The organism is Kribbella sancticallisti (assembly GCF_039530625.1).
GTDB lineage: Bacteria > Actinomycetota > Actinomycetes > Propionibacteriales > Kribbellaceae > Kribbella > Kribbella sancticallisti.
In genome coordinates this window covers 1-15,963 of record NZ_BAAAOS010000040.1, presented here as the reverse complement: position 1 = coordinate 15,963, position 15,963 = coordinate 1, and the positions used below count along the sequence as shown (strand labels likewise).

Genomic DNA, 15,963 nt, shown 5'->3' with positions numbered 1-15,963 from the left:
AGGCTCCAGGTGCTCAGGATCCAACCACCGCGCGAGCGGCAACGTCACCCTGACACTGAGTTCACGCTAAACCCGGGACGGTTCGGCACCTGGCGAACTGTCAGAGCGGCGGCCGGTTCGCGCCCGGCCACGGACCGGGCGGTGGGCCCGCGATGTCCGTGCGCTCTACTTCCTCTGTCCTGTACGGGCGCAGGCCGCGGGCCTGGTAGTTGGCCAGGGCGGCGGGACCGTCCATGGTGTTCGTGTGCAACCAGACCCGGGTGATCGGTGCGAGCTCCGGATGCCGCTCGGGCATCCGCCAGGCCGCCTGCAACCCGACGGTCAGCAGATGCCCGCCGATCCCACGGCCCATGAAACTCGGCAGCAGCCCGAAGTTCTCGACCTCGACCTCGGTGCCCACCGCCCGGATCGCCAGGTAGCCGGCCGGTACGCCGCCGACGTACGGCACCCAGGTCTCCATCTGTGGCCTGGTGAGCCATTGGATCCAGCGATCCCAGTCCCAGCTGAGTTTCTCGGTCCAGTACCAGTTGCCGCCGACCGCCGAGTAGAGGAACCGGTTGAACTCCGGGGAGACCTCCTCGACCTGCCGTACGTCGACCGCGTCCTTCGGCTCTTTCGCCGGCCTCAGGTCGTCCGCGCTGGTCTGCTCGAGGTAGGTCAGCGTGATCCGCTTCATGCCTTCCTGTCTACCAGGACGCCCCGGATCCCGGCGACGACGAGGTCGATGCCCAGCTCGTAGTACCGGTCGGTGGAGGTCGGGCAGATCAAGACGTCCGCCGCCGAGGTGATCAGCGGGTAGCGGTGCGGGGACAGGGCCGCGAGCGAGGCTCGCTTGAAGCGCAGGGAGTCCTCGCGGGCCACTGGGTCGGTGTCCTCGCCCGCGCCCGGCTCGGTCGTCACCAGCGTGATCAGCGAGCACAGCGACTGCCGGCCGACCTCGGCCGCGTCGTCGGTGGAGAAGCCGCCCGCGGTCAGCAGTTCCATCGTCCGCTCGGCCATCGCCAGGCCGGACTCGGAGACGAGGATCCGGAACAAGGCCAGCCCGGCCGCCTTCGGATGCGGCCGGAGGGCGGCCACGAAGGCGGTGAGAACGGCGCGGAGCTGGACGTCCCAGGGGTCGTCGTTCGGCGCGGGCAGGGCGATGTCGCCGAGCATCCTGTCGCCGATCGCCGCGAGCAGGTCGTTCTTGTCCTGGAAGTGCCGGTAGAGCGCCATCGGCGTCACGTCGTGCAGCTGGGCCAGCTTGCGGATGGTGACGGCCTCCAGCCCTTCGGAGTCGGCGATCTCCAGCGCACTCGCCGCGAGCTTGTCCGGGTCGAGCCGCTTCGCGGTCTCCTTGCTGATCGTCGCCACGTTGACAAGTTTACAACGTAGACCTACGGTCTACTAGGTACGCATACAGCGTATACATACAACGTAGACATCTCCTGTGAGGTAGGCATGCGACGCAGTCCCTGGGCGACCCTGGCGGTGCTGGCCCTAGCGCAGTTCATCGTGGTGCTCGACGTGACGATCGTGAACGTCGCACTGCCCGACATCCAGGCGGACCTGAACTTCTCCGCCGACTCCCTGCCCTGGGTGATCAACGCGTACACGCTGCTCTTCGGCGGTCTCCTGCTGCTCGGCGGCCGGATGGCGGATCTGCTCGGGCCGCGCCGGGTGTTCGTGGCCGGCCTGCTGCTGTTCGGGGTCACCTCGCTGGTGGCCGGATTCGCGAACTCGCCGGAGTTCCTGATCGGGGCGCGCGCAGTACAGGGGCTTGGTGGTGCGTTGCTGTCGCCCGCGGCGCTGGCGATCCTGACGGTCACCTTCGCGCACGGTCGCGAGCGGAACATCGCGATGGGCGTGTGGGGCGGACTGGCCGGCTTGGGCGGAACGCTCGGTGTCGTGGCCGGCGGTCTCCTGGTCGACTCGCTGAGTTGGCAGTGGGTGTTCTTCGTCAACGTGCCGATCGCGATCGCGCTGGTCGCGGTGATCCCGGTCTTCGTCCGCGACACCCGGCACGGCGCTCAGGGGGATCGCGCCTTCGACACGGCGGGCGCAGTACTCGGTACTTCGGGCCTGCTGGCGATCGTGTACGGCGTAGTACGGTCCGAGCCGAAGGGGTGGGGCTCGGGTGAGGTGGTCGGGATTCTGACGGCCGGGGTGGCTCTGCTGATCGCCTTCGTGCTGGTGGAGAGGCGGTCGAAGGCGCCGCTGGTTCCGCTGCGGTTGTTCCGGTCGCGGGCTTTGAGCGTGTCCAGTGGCTCGCTGGCGCTGAACGGCGCGGGGTTCTTGTCGATGTTCTTCCTGACCGCGATCTACCTGCAGCAGGTCCGCGGAGACTCCGCGCTCGAGGCGGGCGTGCACTTCCTGCCGATGGGTGGCGCGGCGATCGTGGGCGCCGTGCTGGCGTCGCAACTCGTGCAGACGCTCGGCACTCGTACGGTGCAACTCGGTGGAACCGTCTTGAGCTTCATCGGGTTGCTGTGGCTGTCGCAGGCCGACGCCACCGGCAGTTATGCGACCGAGTTGCTGCCCGGGTTGATCATCTTCGGCTTCGGCATCCTGGGAGTTGGTGTTCCCGGTCAGATCACCGCGGTGTCCGAGGTGCAGCACCACGAGGCCGGCGCCGCGTCAGGAGTGGTGAACGCGATGTACCAGGTGGGTGGCGCGCTTGGCCTGGCAGTCGTCACCACCCTGTCGATCACCCGTACTACGGACGCCCTGGCGGCCGGCGTTCCCCAGCAGCAGGCGCTGGTGGACGGGTTCCAGCGGGGACTCCTGGTGGCGTCCGGTTTCGCCGTCGCCAACATGCTGCTGACCTTGGCCTCCCCGCAACTTCAGCCTGACGCCGAGCAGATCGCGGAAGCCACCGCCGCTGCCTGAGGTGCCCGGATGATCTCCGCTGCCTTCGCGTCCGCCATCACCCGACGCGAAGGCAGCGCCGTGCGTCAGATGCTTGCTCAGAGCAAGGAATTGGGCGGAGCGGGCGGCGATCCTGCTGGGCTAGCGATTCGCGGTGAAGATCGCGGCCGTGCCCGCCCGTCTGGTCGGCGGATCCCAGGCCGTCTCGGTCACGTCCTTGAACCCGGCCGCTGCCAGCTCAGCCGCGAGCCCCTCCGGCGCCCACTTCTTGTGCACGGAGATCACGATCCGCCCGGTCGGCTTCAGCACCCGCAGGATCTCGGCGTACGCCGCCTGCCGGTCCGCCCAGAGCTGCACGTTGTTCACCGACAACACCACGCTCGCCGAATGATCCGGCTGATGCGTGTCCGCCGCGTCCCCCCGAACCAGCTGAACCTTCCCGGCCTCCACCAGTTCCCCGCAGTGATGCCGGGCCGCCAGCAACATCGTGTCCGACGGATCTATCCCCACCACGATCCCGGCGTACTTCGCCGCCGCCGTCAACCCGACCCCCGGCCCAGGCCCCAATACCACCACATGCTCCTTCTCCTGCAGCCGAGCCAGCTTCACCACATGCTTCTCGGTAGGCCCGTTCCCCCGAGCCATCAACCACCCACCCAGCCGCCCGAACACCCCTTCAGGCCGCCCGAACCCCTTCATCACCACCGACTCACCAAACAAACCCATCCCTCATCTCACCACGCCGACGACGCTGCAGCCCGGCGATTGTCAGTGCGTCGGATAGGCGACGTAGGCGAAGTGGGTGCTGTTGGGGGACCAGCTGGGGACGTTCATGGTGCCTTGGCCGCCGAAAAGGGTTACCAGGTCGCGGGGCTCGTCGTCCGAGGTGAGGAGGCGGAGGCGTACGTCGTCGACGTCGGCGGGGTGACCGAGGGTGCCGGGTGGGAAGCTGACGTAGGCGATCATCGAGCCGTTCGGGGACGGGTGCGGGAACCAGTTGACGCGCTCGTCGAACGTGAGCTGCTCGACGACCTCACCCGAGGTTCTGAAGAGCTGCGCGTGCCCCGGCTCGGTCGACTCACGTTCGGAGTTGAAGTAGATCCACTTCCCGTCCGGCCCGTACTCCGACCCGTCGTCCGCGTGCTCGTCGTCGGTGATCTGCACATCCGCACCACCCGCGGCCGGGATCGTCCACACGTTCGCGATCCGGGTCGCGTCGCGGTGCTCGAGCCCGATGTAGGCGAGCGTGCTCCCATCCGGCGAGACGCCGTGCAGGTAGTGGTGGAACCCGGCCCCGCGATCGTTGCTCACTCGCCGGGACGAACCACCCGCGGCCGGTACGGCGTACAGGTGGCCGTCGTCCGCGGACACGTACACGGTGCTTCCGTCCGGACTCAGTACGTGATCGTTGTTGATCGCCGGCACCCCGCCCAGATCGATCTCCTCGAGCTCGGTGCCGTCGGCAAGAGGAATCCGGAACAACCGCCCGTCGCCGTTCACCACCAGCCAGTCACCGTCGGGACTCCAGTTAGGCGCCTCGAACAACAATTCCGGCGAGATGAGGACGAGCCGTCGTTCTCCCGTTCGCACCTCGACGACGAAGAGGTCAGCCCGTTGTCCCGGGCGAAGAGTACGTGGCATGGCTGGAACCTAGCCGAGGTCCAGATCCATGGTTACCCTGGCCCGGGGGGAACCAGATGAGCAAACCGACCATTCTGACCGTCGACGACGATCCCATGGTCTCCGCCGCGATCTCTCGCGACCTGCGCAACCGCTTCGGGGACGACTACCTCATCGTGCGCGCGACCTCGGGGGCGCAGGCGCTCGCGGTACTGGCGAAACTCGCGCTGCGGAACCAGCCGGTCGCGCTGATCGCGGCCGACCAGCGGATGCCGGAGATGACCGGTATCGAGATGCTCGAGCAGGCGCGGGCCCACGCACCCAGTGCGAAGTACCTGCTACTCACCGCGTACGCCGACACCGACGTCGCGATCAAGGCGATCAACGACATCGGCCTCGACTACTACCTACTGAAGCCGTGGGATCCGCCCGAGGAGCGGCTCTATCCCGTCATCGAGGATCTGCTCGACGACTGGCGGCAGGCCAACCCGGACCACACCTCCGACGTACGGGTGATCGGGAACCGCTGGTCCGACCGCAGCTACGAGATCAAGACGTTCCTCGCCCGCAACTACGTGCCGTACCGCTGGTACGACATCGAGCGTGACGCCGAGGCCCAGCGACTCACTGAGCTGGCCCAAGCGGCACCTACGGATCTCCCGCTCGTGCTGGTCCCAGAAGGCGACGCCCTCCGCTCGCCCTCGACGCTCGAACTCGCCGGCGCCCTCGGCCTTCGCACCCGAGCCCAGCAACCCCTGTACGACGTCTGCATCGTCGGAGGTGGTCCCGCGGGCCTGGCGGCTGCCGTGTACGCGGCGTCCGAAGGGCTGAGCACGGTCATCGTGGAGCGTGAGGCGCCAGGAGGTCAGGCCGGGCAGAGTTCGGCGATCGAGAACTACCTCGGCTTCCCCAAGGGCCTGACCGGCTCGGATCTCGCCCAGCGGGCGGTGGCCCAGGTCTCGCGGTTCGGCGCGGAGATGGTGCTCGCCCGGTCGGTCGTCGGCTTCGAGACCAGGGGACCGGTGCACGCAGTACTGCTGGAGGGTGCGGGCGAGATCGAGGCCCGAGCGCTCATCGTCGCCACCGGAGTCTCCTACCGCCGGCTGGACGCGCCAGGGCTCCTGGAGCTCACCGGCTGCGGCGTGTACTACGGCGTGAGCGCGAGTGACGCGAGCCAGTGCCAGGGGGACGATGTCTATCTCATCGGCGGCGCCAATTCGGCCGGCCAAGCCGCGTTGAACATCGCGCGGTACGCGAATCGGGTCGTGCTGGTCGTACGGGGTGCGTCGCTCGAGGCCACGATGTCGCGGTACCTGATCGACAAGATCGCGTCGACGCCGAACATCGAGGTGCGCTGCCGCAGCGAGGTGGTCGCGTGCCGCGGCAACGGTCACCTGGAGGCGATCACCGTGGCCAATCGGGACTCCGGTCGCTCGGTCGAGCTGCCGACCAGCTGGCTGTTCGTCTTCGTCGGCGCGTCGCCGCGGACCGAGTGGCTCGGTCCCGACGTCGTCCGGGACGACCACGGGTTCGTGGTCACCGGCCAGGATCTGCTTACCCGGGACACCGGCTGGCGGTTGCCCCGGGCCCCTTTCGCGCTCGAGTCGAGCGTGCCCGGCGTGTTCGCGGCCGGCGACGTACGGCTCGACTCGATGAAGCGGGTCGCCTCCGCGGTCGGCGAGGGCGCGATGTCGGTGTACCTGGTGCACCGCTACCTGGCGACGGTGTGACATGCGAGTCGACGATCTCCGTGGACTCGGCCTCTTCGCCGGGCTGAGCGACGCTCAACTCGGGGAACTGCTCGAGGGCGGCACCGAAGTACGGATCGAGCCTGGGGTCAGGCTGTTCACCGAGGGCGAGCACGCGGACTACTGGTGGGTGCTGGTGGACGGCGCCATCGACCTCTCGCGGCATGTCGGCCGGGAGGACACGGTCGTCGGCAGGATGGACGTGCCAGGTCGCTGGGCCGGTGGCTTCAGGGCCTGGGACGAGCGGGGCATCTACCTCGCCTCGGGCCGGGGCGTGACCGACGGCCGCGTACTACGGGTGCCGGCGGACGTACTGCGTACGCTCACCGACTCCTGGTTCCCCTTGGGTGGTCACCTGATCAACGGCGTCTACGGGACGGCGCGGTCCATCGAGGCGACCGCGCGGCAGCGGCAGTCCCTGGTCACTCTCGGGACCCTGGCGGCGGGTCTCGCGCACGAGATCAACAACCCGGCAGCCGCGGCGACGCGTGCTGCCGACGCGCTCGAGTCCGTCTGCCAGACGCTGATCTCGTCGCTCGACCGACTGGCGCAGGGGGAGATCTCGGCGCCGCAATTGACCGCGCTCGACAAGCTGCGCCGAGAGATCAAGCCTGCGGCAGTGGGTCTGGATCCCCTCGACATCGCCGATCAGGAGAACGCCATGGCCACCTGGCTGGGGCGGCACGGGATCGAGCGCGACTGGGTGATCGCCCAACCGCTGGCCGCGGCCGGAGTCGACGTCGCCTGGTGCGAGCGGGCGGCCGCAGTACTGGATGAGGACAATCTCGAGCCGGGCCTGGACTGGGTGGCGAGCACGTTCGCCGCGACCACCTTGCTGTCCGAGGTGAAGGTGTCGACCCGGCGCATCTCCGAACTGGTCGCCGCCGTCCGGTCGTACTCGCAGATGGACCGCGCGTCGCTGCAACCGACCGACGTGACCGAGGGCCTGGAGAACACGTTGATCATGCTCGGCCACAAACTCCGCGACGGCATCGAGGTGGTGCGCGACTACACCGACCTGCCCCGGATCGAGGCGTACACCGGTGAGCTCAACCAGGTCTGGACCAACCTCATCGACAACGCCGTCGACGCGATGCACGGCGCCGGTACGCTCCAGATCACCACCCGGGCCAAGGGCACGGACGTCATCGTCGAGATCACCGACACCGGCGAGGGCATGGCTCCCGAGGTGGCGGCCCGCGCCTTCGAGGCCTTCTACACGACCAAAGACGTCGGCAAGGGCACCGGCCTAGGCCTCGACATCGCCCAACGGATCATCGTCGAACGCCACTCCGGCACCATCACGATCAACTCGACTCCCGGCCAGACCACTCTCCGCGTTCAGATCCCCATCCGCCAGGAATCAGGCCGCTGACCGCCGACCCGGAGTCGCATGAGTTCTGCCTAGCCTGAGACGTACTTCGCGATCGCCCGGGCGCAGTCGATGGACTCGGTCCGCGTGGTGTCCACCTCGACGTCGTACTTCACGCCTTCGTGCACGATGACGGCCTGAGACGCGGCCATCCCGCCGACCCGATCGCCGCGAGCGATCTCCCGCCCGGCGGCGACCTCGGCGTCACACCGGACGCCGACCCACACGACCTCGAGATCCCCGACAGCCTTGGCCCACCTGCTTTGCGAGACCGACCCGCCAAGGAACACGTCATCGATGATGACGTTGGCCCCGGCCCGGCACATCGCCACGATCCCACTCATCCACGCCGCTTCCAACTTCCTGAAGGCCGGCCCGACCACGACCTCGCCGCTCGGTCCGAACTCGATCCCCTCGTCCATCGCGGCCGGCATCGCGTCGACGAAGCCGTCCACCCCGAACGCCAGCCAAGGCTCCTTCAGCACAGCCTGCAGACACCGAACGATGCCCGACTTCCCCGAGCTGGACCCACCATTGAGAATAATCATCCGCGCCGCCATTGCCCCACGGTAACCGGCGCCGGTGCCGCTCTCCGATTTGATTGCCCTTGACATCTTTTCTCGGACGGGCAGACACGGGCCGCCGTACGGGGTGATTGACGACCCGGCCAGGTTTCGGGAAGGATGAGGGCCTGGCGCGACCCGCGCCCCACCTTCGTCGACCGGCCCCAGCCTGGTCTCGCTGAGAAGGCAAAGGGACCTTGTGTCTCGGGTCGCTCGTCCTGGTCAACTGCCTCGGACGGGATCGCTGGGGGATCGCGTACGAGTGCGTGGAAGGCCAGATGACAGCGCACAGGAACTTCAAGCAGCGGGTTCGAGCCCGCGCCGCCAAGACGGGCGAGTCCTACACGGCTGCCCTCCGGCACTTCCGTCCGACTCCGACAGGAGAAGACATGCCGGAAAACACTCAGACCGCCCTGCGGATCGCCGTCGCCCAGTCGACGGTTCGCGAGGACCCCACCGACGCCGACGGGCTGCGCGCGAGCGCGGCGGAGATCCGCCGGTTCATGAAGGACGCGGCCGACGGGGGAGCCCGCCTGGTGCATTTCACCGAGGGCGCGCTCTGCTTCCCGAGCAAGATCGTGATGTCCGAGCTCGGCCCGGACGAGATCGGACCATCCGACTGGAGCAAGGCGCAGTGGTCGGTGCTCCAATCCGAGCTGGACGAGATCGCCAGACTGTCGGGCGAGCTCGGGATCTGGACGGTGGTCCCGTCGATCCACCGGTTACCCGCTCCGACGCGTCCGCACAACAGCCTGTACGTCGTGTCGGACCAGGGCAAGGTGGTCGCGCGGTACGACGAACGCACGCTGTCGTACACGAAGATCAACTACATGTACACGCCGGGCACGGAGCCGGTGACGTTCGAGCTCGACGGGTACCGCTTCGGCCTCGCACTGGGGATGGACGCGCACTTCCCGGAGTTGTTCACGGAGTACGAACGGCTCGACGTCGACGCGGTACTGACGTCGTACGAGACGGGCGGTGATCCGGGGAAGGACACGGTGGCCACCGAGGTCCGCGGGTACGCCGCGGCAAACGGCTACTGGGTCAGCCTCGCCGTGTCGGCCAATCCTTCGAGCACCCACGCCGGCGTGATCGGCCCGCGCGGAGCCTGGGCCGCCGAATGCCCACCGGACGGCAAGCCGGCCGTCGTCATCGCGGACCTGAACCGTGAGGACACCATCAGTCCTCTGGCCCGCAACTGGCGCCGCCAGACCCGCACCCGCATCGGCTCCTGAGCCGGCGCCTCGTTCCGGGTGCGGTCAGCACCCGGAACGGGGTCGCACCATGAAGACGTCAATCGGATCTTCAGCTTCCACGACGAACCCATGCCGCTCGTAAAGCCGACGAGCACCGCTGCCCTGCAAAACGTTCAACCGAACGGTCATCCCCTGCGCATCGGCGCGCTCCAACACCGCCCGCAAGACGGCCGACCCAAGCCCTTGCCCCTGATGCCGCGGAGCAAGATAGAAGTGCTCCAGCAACCACCTGTCGTCGGCTGGTCTGACCGTCACACACCCGGCCATCTCGTCGTCGATCGTGACAATCGACGTGTGCTGCGGAGAGAAAGAGTCCCGCAGCCGCTGCCGCACCCGCTGCTCGTCGTACCGCCCGAGCCGCTCCAAATCCGCTCGCAAAACCGCAGCCCGCAGTTCCGCGATCACCTCGACATCCGCGCCCACCGCAGCCCGCAGTACCCACCCCGCGTCGCGCTGCGTCGTGCCGCGCATCACCTCAGTCTCCACCACCGAAGTCTCTCAGCCGAGCCTCGCGTTGTTACGCCAGCCTCTGTCTCAGTGATGCAGCCCGCCGGCTGCCACGTGGATGAACACCGCGCCAACCTCATCCGGAGTGGTCAGCAGATCGACGTACCCGTCAACCGGCTTGACGGCAGCGCCAATCACCTCGGCCGCCTGACGATCGCCGAAGGCCACCACGCTCAGCTGCACCGGACGCTTCGGATCCCGCACCGCCCGCAGCCTCACGGCGAGCTGGGCCGCGGTGAGCCCGCCCGGATCGTCCTGGTTGAGACCATCCGTGAACACCATCACCTGATTGGGTACTCCGGGCCGGAAGCTGTCGCGAGCACTCGTGTAGGCGGCGAGGATCGTGTCATGCAGGCCAGTTCCCGTCCGCCGGGCGCTCAGCGTGGCCAACGCTCTAGCCAGCGCTCTCCGCTGACCGGCGTCCAACACAGCCTCCCGGAGCAGTTGGCGATAGTCCCTCCTGCCCTCGATCCGCGCACCGAACTCCCACAGGCCCAGCCGCGCGTCGTTGGGCAGCAGGCCGCCCAACGATCGAACGCCTTCGCGGACGAGCACGATCAGCGGCGTGGTCGAGCCGGGCGCGGGTTCGCCCATCGAACCGGATACGTCGACCACGATAAGCGCATCGGTACGCCGATCGCCCGGGTACCACGTCGCGAACAGGTGATCGACGTGATGGCCGTCAAGCACCGGCAGAGGCTTGGCGAGTTTCGTCGACAACAGTGCGGCTCCACCGTCAGTCACCGCGGCGCCTTTTGCATCGCGTAGACGAGCGCCGGCACGAGCCTCGGCAGCGCCGGGTCCGCTGAGCGCCGCCTGCAGCCGCTTGAGGCCGGCTAGGCGCTTGGCGTCTGCGGCACCTGCCGCAATGGGCAACCAGGTGTAGCGGAGCGTGGCAGCGAAGTCGGTGCCCGGTAGAACGCTCAGCCCAGCCGTCGGTGCCGCAGCCAAGGCGTACTCCGGTACGAGGCCGACCTCGCCGGCTTTGAGCTGCAGTGTCTCGCGGGCAGTCACCGCGGTCCGAGTACGGCCTCGGGCCCTGGAAAGCCACAAGGCGGACGCGTCCATGCCCTGTCCTTTCCAGACGGCTTCCGCCGCCGCACCAGTACCGATGAGGCCGTCGCCCGATCCGGCCGGATCGCGTACCACGAGCCGGAGTACCCGCTGGTCCACGAGTTTCGCCAGCGCCGCCCACGATCCGCCTGCCGTTCGCAGCCGCGCTCCGGTCGCCGCGTCGCTGACCATGTACAAAGGGCTGGTCGCCAGTACGGCGCCCGCTCCGGCCGCGTCCGTCGCCAGCTTGACGTCGGCGACGGAAGACGACCAGGTCGAGTCGTCGGGGATCCACACATTGGCCTTGTAGATCGCCAGTGCGGCTGCCGCGGCCCGACCGTCGGCGTACATCGTCTTGAGCTGCACACAGTCCGGCCCCTGCCCCACCTGTGAAGCGACGCTCTCGAGCATCGGCTGGAAGGAGGAAGCAGCAACCACGCGCACTACCGCACACGGCGCGGCCGGCGACGTCACGCTCGCGGTCGGACGCGGACTTCCCGCACCGCGCGGAGGATCCTGACCATCCGGGCGCAGCAGCACGGTCGCGATCACCGCGGCCACCACAGCCACGGCGGCGCCAGGCAGCCACCGGCTGGCAGCAGCATGAACCGCCCGATGCTTGGCCATGCAGATTCCCCCCAAAGGGTCCGCCCCGTCGACCGTCCCTCGGCGGCCTCGGCTCCACAAGTGCCCCGTATCCGCGCCGGCATGCCAGCGAAAAACACCGGCCGATAAGGGCGTACGCCGACTACTACCGCCCGCTGTTCGACCGCTACTCGGGGTACGAGAAGCGGCCTCGGCCAACGGGTGTTTGAACTGGTTGCCCTAGGCATCGTCCCTGGCCCGTCCGTCGGATCCCCGAGGCGCGCCTGGGGGAGAACCAAGGGCGTTCACGGATGTGTCCGCCGCGTCTGCCCGGCGAGGCTGGCTGTTCACGAACGGCTACGGGAGGTCGGGATGAAGCGAGGGCTTCGAGCGCTATTGACTGCGACGACAGTGCTGGCGGTGATCGCGACGCCGGCTGCTGCCATCGCAGTACCGGCGAAACCGGATCGTGCCGAGCTGCAGAGTGGGCTGGACGAGGTGGTGGCCGTCAGCGCGGTCGGAGCCCTCGCGGAGGTGCGTGACGAGCAGGGCGTGTGGCGCAGTACCAGCGGTGTTGCGGAACGAGGTACGACGCGACCGGTCGCGGTCAACAACCGGTTCCGCGCGGGCAGCATCACGAAGACGTTCCTTGCCACTGTTGTCTTGCAGCTCGCCGACGAGGACCGGCTGCGGCTGGACGACACGGTAGGGGCGTGGCTCCCCGGAGTCGTCCCCAACGGCCACCGCATCACCGTGCGCCACCTGCTCAACCACACCAGCGGGGTGCCCGACTACCGCCCGACCCTGATCCTGCCGCCGGAGCCGGGGTTCCTGGAGAACCGCTGGCGTACCTGGACCGCGGCCGAGCTGATTCAGCGCGCGGTAGCCACCCCGCCGACCTTCCAACCGCCGGGTTCGGCCTTCGCGTACTCGAACACCAACTACCTGCTTCTCGGCCAGATCGTCGAGAAGGCGACCCGCCACTCGTACGGCGAGGAGATCGAGCGCCGCGTGATCCGCCCGCTGCACCTGCACGGCACCTCGATGCCCGGCACGGATCGCAAGATCCGCGGCCCGCACCTCAACGGTTACGTGCCGATCAGGTACAACGACAACGAGGCTCCCCAGCTCGTCGACTTCACCGCGATGAACCCGTCGCTGTTCGGCGCGGGCGGCGAGCTGATCTCCACCACCAAAGACCTGAACCGCTTCTTCAAGGCCCTACTTACTGGCGACCTCCTACCGCCCCACCTGCTCGACGAAATGAAGACCCCAGGCACCAAGAATGGCACCTACGGCCTAGGCCTCGCCTGGCGAGACACCACCTGCGGCCCCCGCATCTACGGCAACGACGGCGACGCCGTCTCCTACCAGTCCTACGCCTTCACCACAGAAGACGGCCACCACCAGGCCGCCATCGCCCTGACCCCCGACTTCCGCACCAACCCCGACAAAACCGTAGACAAGCTCCTCGACAAAGCCTTCTGCCCCTGACCGACCCTAGACCTGAAGATGGGGGGAAGGGCCCGGGGACATCAACTACGGACGGCCTCGGTCAGTCGGCGACATGTCTTCACCACCGGCGCACGAACACGATCAGGCCATAGCCTCAAGCTGTGGATCCAAAGGCGCCCAAGCTCATCGAGCAATGGCCAACACTCGCCGGCCAACTCCGAGCCGCACTAATCCGCGCCGGCGAAGCCGAGTTGGCGACCCAGGTAGACGACCTGCGCGCCTTGAAGATGTGCGCCTGCGGCGACGACTTCTGCCAGAGCTTCTACACCCAACCGCCACCCGACGGGTCGTACCCGCCAGACAAACACCGCAACTGGTACCCCGAGGCTGACGACCCAGGCCCAGGATGGGACGGCTACCTGATCCTCGACGTCGTCGACGGCCGAATCGCCTTCGTCGAAATCCTCGACCGCCCACCCCTCGACTAACCCCGAGCCGCAACAAGCTCCCCAACAAGACGCATGCAAACCCGTATGCGGTTGGGTTCAGTGCTTCAGCGGGTGGCTGAGAACTTGGAGGTTACTCGCCGACCAGTTGGTCGTAGTACGAGGTGTAGGACACGTGGTTGATCCCATTGAAGACCGCCGGCACCTTGCCGTAGGAGGTGATCGCCGTCGCCGTCGCCGTCCCGTTCGCCTTGCTGAAGGCGTACTGGTACCCGGAATCGGTGTCGTGATCGACCCCGACCACGAGCGAGCCGCCGCGGGTGCCGCAACCATCGACAGCCAGGGATTCGAAGGCCGACCAGCCGGACTTGCGGATCAGTTTGACGACCGGCTTGGCCGTCGCGGTGACCGGGATCCGGATGGTGTAGAGCGCACCTGCGTTCGTGGTCATCAGCAGCGTGTCGTACGTCGCCGTCTCGCTGATCACGGTCATCGCCTTGAAGCCCCGGAACCCGGCGAACGAGCCGAGCGCCCTGTAGCCGGCACCGTTCTGCGCGTAGCGGTACAAGCTCCCGTTGGTGTTCAGGCCGTACAGGTACGCGTGCCGGGGCGGCGCGATGCTGTAGTTGGAGGTGGCGATGGCCTTGAAGCTGGTCCAGCCGGAACCGATCTTGGCCACGGTCGGCCGCGGCGCGAAGCTTTCGGGCAGGACGGTCGTGTGCCGGTACAGGTTTCCGCCCAGCAGGAACAGGCCGTAGACGTAGTACTGGCTGCCCGAGGCGTTCCACGCCGTGTACCAGGTCGCCGAGTAGCGGGTGGGAAAGAAGTTGAAGAGCTCGTACGGCGTCGCCCGCGGCGGCTTGTGGGCGGTGATGTCGACCCCTGCCGCAGTGTTCGCGGCGGTCGGCCAAACGACCGAGTTGAAGCAGGGGCCGAACGAGCCGACGGCCGAGTGGCCCGGCTGGCCGGCGGCGAGGGCCGGTCCGGACGCGGCGCTGGCGGCGAACAAGCCGACACCGGCCACGACAAGCGCAAGGCGCTGCAACTTCATCAAGTAGTCCCTCCAGGGCAAGCAACTTTGTCGCCGACATCGTCAACCCCTACCGCTTCAACAGCAAACGCATCAACGGCGCCACCGGCACCTACGACATGGGCTTCCGCGAATACAACCCCAGCCTCAACCGCTTCCTGTCCCGCGACATGTACGACGGCGCCCTGAAAGACATGGCCCTGGGCTCAGACCCGTGGAACAGCAACCGCTACGCCTTCGCCGGCGGCAACCCCATCACCGGCATCGAACTCGACGGCCACTGCGCCATGGGCGAAGACGGCGGCTGCGACGAGAACGCCGGCTACACCGGCCCAGTCCAACCGCAGCCGGCCGCGACCAGTAGCCCGACTCCGGTTCCGAACAACGTTGGTCAAGAGATCAATGAATCGATGGGCCTGCCGGCAGAAGCGAGTCCACAGCAGCAGGCCATCCGGACCTCGCAACTGGGCATCACCCCAGCTATCGCTGGGTTCAAGCTCGGCGCCGAAGAGTTCGCCAGGACCGGCTTGGACGAAGGCCTCGAACTGCTCGCCGACCTCAGCGGCATCAAGGACGCCGAGACATGCATCGCGGACTTCGAGAAAACCGCATGCGCCTGGACCGCTATGTCGGTGACGCCCCTCAAGATCGGGAAACTCGGCAAGCTCACTGCTGTAACCACGGGATCGCGCCTCGCGGAGGCATCGCGCTCGGCGTTTCGCGCTTCGGAGAATCCGGGCACGATCTTTATCAAGGACAAGCATCTGGCGGGCTTCGGCGGCCGGTACGGGAAGTTCGACTCCACCGACATCGGCGAGGTTCAAGGGTGGGTTGCTGAAGGGCTGCGGTCCGACGGCGCAATTTTCAAGCCCAACGGCTTGGAAGGTACCTTCAAGGTTGAGGTCGACATGGGTCGAGCAATTGGGACCAAGGGACAAACTGGGATCCGCGCGATCGTCACCGACGACGGGCGTGTGATCAACGCATTCCCATTCAATGCGAGGTGATCGAGATGCTCCTGACCTACACCAACCTCAATGCGGACGACCTGCGAGGATCGACTGTCGCTGACTACCTCATCTCGATCGAGGCCGACTTCGCAATTCTCGACGATGACTTGACGGTGTATGAGGAGCCCTACTTCCCCGTCGTCGAGTTGGCGAGGAGCCTTCACATCTGGGCGGTGCGCGGGGAAACTCACGACTTTGTCTTCGAATCGCTCTCCTTCGAGGAACCTGGTGCAGTGACGATCGTCCGTCGGGAATCGGGCTGGGTCTTCGGCTCGATGTTCGCCCCTAAGGTCACCAGTTCAGTGATCGAATGGCGGGACGTACAGGAGTGCGTCGCAGCGTTCGAAGCCAAGATTCGGAAGGACCTGGCGAGGCTGAGCATCGATCCTGACCGGGTGTTTCGGGACTCAGGGCCTCGGCAAAGTCGCGCTTCATGACGTGAGCAGCGCCAGTGGGCGTCGGTTGTCG

The 15,963-nt window shown here is 67.3% G+C and carries 16 protein-coding genes; 8 read left to right on the top strand and 8 right to left on the bottom strand.

The genetic code is table 11. The features are described from left to right. Positions 1 to 100: 100 nt before the first annotated feature. A complete protein-coding gene (locus tag ABD255_RS27140; RefSeq protein WP_344218828.1) occupies positions 101 to 676 on the bottom strand; it encodes a GNAT family N-acetyltransferase in 576 nt (191 codons plus the stop codon). Further along, entirely contained in the window at positions 673 to 1,353 is a 681-nt protein-coding gene (locus ABD255_RS27135; RefSeq protein WP_344218826.1) for a TetR/AcrR family transcriptional regulator, read from the bottom strand. The genes ABD255_RS27140 and ABD255_RS27135 overlap by 4 nt, the downstream gene beginning before the upstream one ends. Before the next feature lie 87 nt (positions 1,354 to 1,440). On the opposite strand from ABD255_RS27135, the gene ABD255_RS27130 reads away from it, so the two are divergent. Beyond that, a complete protein-coding gene (locus tag ABD255_RS27130) occupies positions 1,441 to 2,868 on the top strand; it encodes an MFS transporter (RefSeq protein WP_344218824.1) in 1,428 nt (475 codons plus the stop codon). Positions 2,869 to 2,988: 120 nt separating this feature from the next. On the opposite strand, the gene ABD255_RS27125 is transcribed toward ABD255_RS27130, so the two are convergent. Both ABD255_RS27125 and ABD255_RS27120 read right to left on the bottom strand, forming a co-directional pair. After that, positions 2,989 to 3,573 (bottom strand): class I SAM-dependent methyltransferase, encoded by a 585-nt coding sequence (locus ABD255_RS27125; RefSeq protein WP_344218822.1) that lies wholly within the window; start codon positions 3,571 to 3,573, stop codon positions 2,989 to 2,991. Between the two features lie 42 nt (positions 3,574 to 3,615). Beyond that, positions 3,616 to 4,488 (bottom strand): TolB family protein, encoded by an 873-nt coding sequence (locus ABD255_RS27120; protein ID WP_344218820.1) that lies wholly within the window; start codon positions 4,486 to 4,488, stop codon positions 3,616 to 3,618. Positions 4,489 to 4,544: 56 nt separating this feature from the next. Between ABD255_RS27120 and ABD255_RS27115 the strand changes: the two genes are divergently transcribed. Together ABD255_RS27115 and ABD255_RS27110 are read left to right on the top strand one after the other, a co-directional pair. Then, positions 4,545 to 6,197, top strand: a complete 1,653-nt coding sequence (locus ABD255_RS27115) for an NAD(P)/FAD-dependent oxidoreductase (RefSeq protein ID WP_344218818.1) — start codon at positions 4,545 to 4,547, stop codon at positions 6,195 to 6,197. A gap of 1 nt (position 6,198) precedes the next feature. Continuing rightward, the gene (locus ABD255_RS27110) at positions 6,199 to 7,590 is read left to right on the top strand and encodes a sensor histidine kinase (RefSeq protein ID WP_344218816.1); all 1,392 of its coding nucleotides are present in this window, start codon (positions 6,199 to 6,201) and stop codon (positions 7,588 to 7,590) included. A gap of 29 nt (positions 7,591 to 7,619) precedes the next feature. Here the strand turns inward: ABD255_RS27110 and cpt are convergent, their stop codons facing one another. Beyond that, positions 7,620 to 8,135: a chloramphenicol phosphotransferase CPT gene (cpt, locus tag ABD255_RS27105; RefSeq protein WP_344218814.1), complete on the bottom strand. Its 516-nt coding sequence runs from the start codon at positions 8,133 to 8,135 to the stop codon at positions 7,620 to 7,622. A gap of 404 nt (positions 8,136 to 8,539) precedes the next feature. Here cpt and ABD255_RS27100 point away from each other — a divergent pair, with 404 nt between their 5' ends. Beyond that, entirely contained in the window at positions 8,540 to 9,388 is an 849-nt protein-coding gene (locus ABD255_RS27100) for a carbon-nitrogen hydrolase family protein (RefSeq protein WP_344218812.1), read from the top strand. Between the two features lie 24 nt (positions 9,389 to 9,412). Here the strand turns inward: ABD255_RS27100 and ABD255_RS27095 are convergent, their stop codons facing one another. Next, on the bottom strand, positions 9,413 to 9,895 hold the full coding sequence (locus tag ABD255_RS27095) for a GNAT family N-acetyltransferase (RefSeq protein ID WP_344218810.1): 483 nt from the start codon (positions 9,893 to 9,895) through the stop codon (positions 9,413 to 9,415). A gap of 48 nt (positions 9,896 to 9,943) precedes the next feature. Then, positions 9,944 to 11,596 carry a substrate-binding domain-containing protein gene (locus ABD255_RS27090; RefSeq protein WP_344218808.1) on the bottom strand — a complete coding sequence of 551 codons (1,653 nt, stop codon included), beginning with the start codon at positions 11,594 to 11,596 and terminating at the stop codon, positions 9,944 to 9,946. Between the two features lie 330 nt (positions 11,597 to 11,926). Here ABD255_RS27090 and ABD255_RS27085 point away from each other — a divergent pair, with 330 nt between their 5' ends. Both ABD255_RS27085 and ABD255_RS27080 read left to right on the top strand, forming a co-directional pair. Beyond that, positions 11,927 to 13,048 carry a serine hydrolase domain-containing protein gene (locus ABD255_RS27085; protein ID WP_344218806.1) on the top strand — a complete coding sequence of 374 codons (1,122 nt, stop codon included), beginning with the start codon at positions 11,927 to 11,929 and terminating at the stop codon, positions 13,046 to 13,048. Positions 13,049 to 13,170: 122 nt separating this feature from the next. After that, positions 13,171 to 13,497: a hypothetical protein gene (locus tag ABD255_RS27080; RefSeq protein WP_344218804.1), complete on the top strand. Its 327-nt coding sequence runs from the start codon at positions 13,171 to 13,173 to the stop codon at positions 13,495 to 13,497. A gap of 91 nt (positions 13,498 to 13,588) precedes the next feature. Here the strand turns inward: ABD255_RS27080 and ABD255_RS27075 are convergent, their stop codons facing one another. Beyond that, positions 13,589 to 14,506: a hypothetical protein gene (locus ABD255_RS27075; protein ID WP_344218802.1), complete on the bottom strand. Its 918-nt coding sequence runs from the start codon at positions 14,504 to 14,506 to the stop codon at positions 13,589 to 13,591. Between the two features lie 38 nt (positions 14,507 to 14,544). Between ABD255_RS27075 and ABD255_RS27070 the strand changes: the two genes are divergently transcribed. Together ABD255_RS27070 and ABD255_RS27065 are read left to right on the top strand one after the other, a co-directional pair. Continuing rightward, complete coding sequence (locus ABD255_RS27070) at positions 14,545 to 15,492, top strand: RHS repeat-associated core domain-containing protein (protein ID WP_344218830.1); 948 nt, start codon at positions 14,545 to 14,547, stop codon at positions 15,490 to 15,492. A gap of 5 nt (positions 15,493 to 15,497) precedes the next feature. Next, positions 15,498 to 15,932 (top strand): DUF7878 domain-containing protein, encoded by a 435-nt coding sequence (locus tag ABD255_RS27065; RefSeq protein WP_344218800.1) that lies wholly within the window; start codon positions 15,498 to 15,500, stop codon positions 15,930 to 15,932. Positions 15,933 to 15,963 lie beyond the last annotated feature (31 nt).

Coding starts and splice junctions, on each gene's coding strand:
- ABD255_RS27140 (WP_344218828.1), bottom strand. CDS start 676: ATGAAGCGGATCACGCTGACCTACCTCGAGCAGACCAGCGCGGACGAC.
- ABD255_RS27130 (WP_344218824.1), top strand. CDS start 1,441: ATGCGACGCAGTCCCTGGGCGACCCTGGCGGTGCTGGCCCTAGCGCAG.
- ABD255_RS27125 (WP_344218822.1), bottom strand. CDS start 3,573: ATGGGTTTGTTTGGTGAGTCGGTGGTGATGAAGGGGTTCGGGCGGCCT.
- ABD255_RS27120 (WP_344218820.1), bottom strand. CDS start 4,488: ATGCCACGTACTCTTCGCCCGGGACAACGGGCTGACCTCTTCGTCGTC.
- ABD255_RS27115 (WP_344218818.1), top strand. CDS start 4,545: ATGAGCAAACCGACCATTCTGACCGTCGACGACGATCCCATGGTCTCC.
- ABD255_RS27110 (WP_344218816.1), top strand. CDS start 6,199: ATGCGAGTCGACGATCTCCGTGGACTCGGCCTCTTCGCCGGGCTGAGC.
- cpt (WP_344218814.1), bottom strand. CDS start 8,135: ATGATTATTCTCAATGGTGGGTCCAGCTCGGGGAAGTCGGGCATCGTT.
- ABD255_RS27100 (WP_344218812.1), top strand. CDS start 8,540: ATGCCGGAAAACACTCAGACCGCCCTGCGGATCGCCGTCGCCCAGTCG.
- ABD255_RS27090 (WP_344218808.1), bottom strand. CDS start 11,596: ATGGCCAAGCATCGGGCGGTTCATGCTGCTGCCAGCCGGTGGCTGCCT.
- ABD255_RS27085 (WP_344218806.1), top strand. CDS start 11,927: ATGAAGCGAGGGCTTCGAGCGCTATTGACTGCGACGACAGTGCTGGCG.
- ABD255_RS27075 (WP_344218802.1), bottom strand. CDS start 14,506: ATGAAGTTGCAGCGCCTTGCGCTTGTCGTGGCCGGTGTCGGCTTGTTC.
- ABD255_RS27065 (WP_344218800.1), top strand. CDS start 15,498: ATGCTCCTGACCTACACCAACCTCAATGCGGACGACCTGCGAGGATCG.